This is a genomic window from Dolichospermum circinale AWQC310F (genome assembly GCF_000426925.1).
In the GTDB taxonomy this organism is placed as follows: domain Bacteria; phylum Cyanobacteriota; class Cyanobacteriia; order Cyanobacteriales; family Nostocaceae; genus Dolichospermum; species Dolichospermum circinale.
Window position 1 is genome coordinate 39,889 of sequence record NZ_KE384711.1, and the last position, 2,766, is coordinate 42,654.

Sequence of the window (2,766 nt, forward strand, 5' to 3'; positions counted from 1 at the left end):
GGGTGGTGGTCAAGATACTATTGACTTCACGGGTACAACGGCAGCAATCCGCCTAAATCTAGGCATTACTACTACTCAAACCCTGGTTGCTAATGGTTCAAAACTGACATTAACTGTCGCCAATGCCATTGAAAACGTGATTGCCGGTGCTGGAGCAGATAGAATTATCGGTAATGACCTAGATAACGGCTTGGTTGGTGGCGCTGGTAATGATGCTCTGACCGGTGGTGCTGGTAATGATACTCTAGTTGGTGGCGCTGGTAATGATACTCTGATCGGTGGTGCTGGTAATGATGTCTTTGGTTTTGCAGGGAATGCTGCATTCACTGTAGCTAGTCAAGGTCTAGATACTATCCAAGACTTTACTCCTGGTAATGACCAAATCTCGTTAAGTAAGTCTGTATTCGTTTCTGTTACCAGTGTTGTCGGTCAAGGATTCAGTGTAGCAAACGAGTTTGCTGTGGTTGAAGATGATGATTTGGCAGGTAGTAGTAACGGACTGATTGTTTACAGCCAAAGCAGTGGTAGTCTTTTCTACAACGAAAATGGCGCGGCTACGGGCTTTGGTACTGGTGGTGAGTTTGCTATTCTCGTCACTGCTCCCACTCTGACTGCTAATAATTTCTCCCTTGTTTAAGGATTAATTAGTTTACTTAATCAGTGATTTTTGAGGTGGGGGATGATTCCTAGGTAGGGCAACCACGGGGGGATTGCCCCTACTTCGCTATCATCGCTATCATCTCCCACTTTTTTTATTTTACGTTAAGGAATTTTTAACCATTTAATAATCATTTCAAAATTATTTGATAATCTTGCTCGCATAAATTGAGAGAATCTTTGTTTTTGGTTGGAAACTAAATCTTTAAAGATTGAAATTCAAATTGCTAAAACCAAGATTTCTAAACAATTAAAGGAAAATTATTCATTATGGCAATGAATACTATTATTATGATTGGCGACGGTATGGGCTGGGAAATGGCTCGTGCTGCTGCTATCTACAAGCAAATTCAAAATGGTAAGACTGGGGCTACACTTAGTGATTTTTATACCCAAGGGCAAGGCACAGGACTGAATTTTCAAACCCTAACTGGCTATGGTTTAGCAACAACTTATGGAACAACTATTGCCGGCAGCGATGGAGTTTACAACATTGGTAACTCAGCACTACTAGCACAATCAGTCACAACCCCAACAGGTTCGCCAGCAGTTCGTCCTGGCTTCCAATTTGACCCCACTTTTAACCCTGGTATCAACCAAAATGGTGGTGCAAATGCTAACAATGGTGTTAAGGGTAATCTTGTAGGCTACGATCCAGCCCGTGGCGGTGTTAATCCTTGGACTCCTGGTAATGACCAAGAGTACATTAAATACAGCTATCCCGACTCTGCAAATACTGCTACCACACTATACACTGGGGTCAAAAGCTATAATGGCGCAGTTGGCGTTGATATATTTCAAGACTCATTAAATGGTGTTTTAGCACAAGCCGCCGAACAAGGTAAGTCAACTGGTCTTGTTACATCAGTGCCTATTGATCATGCCACACCTGCTGCTGCTGCTGCGAACGTCAACAATCGCAACAAGTATGACGATAACTACCCAGCAATAGATAATATTCTGCAACAGGAACTCCGCATTTATCAGCCAACAGTATTACTAGGTGGTGGACACCCGCTCTCATTCCCTGCTAACCCCCTCCCCCCTGGAGTTGAGCCAATTCCAGACAATACATACATCAAAGCCTCTACTTATACTGAACTCAGCACTAAACCAACCACTAATCGCTACGATTACACCTTTTTAGAGCGGGGAGCAAATGCTGCTCAAGTTCTTGCTGACACTGCGGCTCAACTCGATCCTGAACAAGGCGATCGCCTTTTTGGTTTGTATGGTGCGCGTGGTCAAAACGGTAACTTACCTGTAAGTTCTGCCAATGGTGACTACAGCACCACAGGTCTGGATATGTTTACCGTCAATACAACTAAAGGACTTAATCCAGACACCCAACGCCCACTGATATCTGGTGAGACAGATGCTCAGTTCATTGCTACAGAGCGCGACCAAAACCCCACTTTAGACGACTTGACAAAAGCGGCTTTAGAAGTTTTGGGCAAAGACCCTGATGGTTTTTGGTTGATGGTTGAGGGTGGGGACATTGATTGGTCTGCTCATGACAACAACATTGACAATCTCATTGGCACAGTCTTGGATTTTGACAAAGCTGTTGGCTCGGTGATTAACTGGATTAATAACAATGGTGGTTGGGCAAATAACCAACTGATTGTCACTGCTGACCACGACCACTATTTAAATCTCAATAGTGACTTCCCCACTCTACTACAAACTAAAGGCGCTCAAGCCTTAACTGACATTGACACAATTGCCGAATCTGGGAACTCCTGGGGGTCTAGCACCACCGATAAATACAATTGGGGAACCCACACTAACCGTCCAGTACCTGTTTACTACCAAGGTGCTGGTACGGAAATGTTAGCAAATTTCGTCGGGCAAGGATTTGAATCCTATGGCTTTAATGTTCCTGGAATTGCGGGTTTAATCGATCAAACCCACATTTATCGGACTATGATTGCTGCTGTTTTACCAGAAATTAAGTTTGGTAACGATGTCACTGTGGTCGAGGGTGTAGATGCAAATGCTGTAGTTACAGTTACTCTGAGTAAAGCTAGTTCTAGCAATGTAACGGTTGACTACGCTACCAGCGGTGGTACTGCTACTTCTGGTACTGATTTCACTGCTGCTACTGGT

2 protein-coding genes are annotated in these 2,766 nt (G+C 43.9%); both read left to right on the top strand.

Annotated elements, in window-relative coordinates; genetic code table 11:
* Nucleotides 1-637 (top strand): M10 family metallopeptidase C-terminal domain-containing protein (locus ACIR310F_RS23090; protein ID WP_051289736.1); only part of this gene is annotated, 637 nt, incomplete at its 5' end.
* Between the two features lie 290 nt (nt 638-927).
* The coding region (locus ACIR310F_RS23095; protein ID WP_155963912.1) for an alkaline phosphatase at nt 928-2,766 on the top strand (1,839 nt) is incomplete at its 3' end.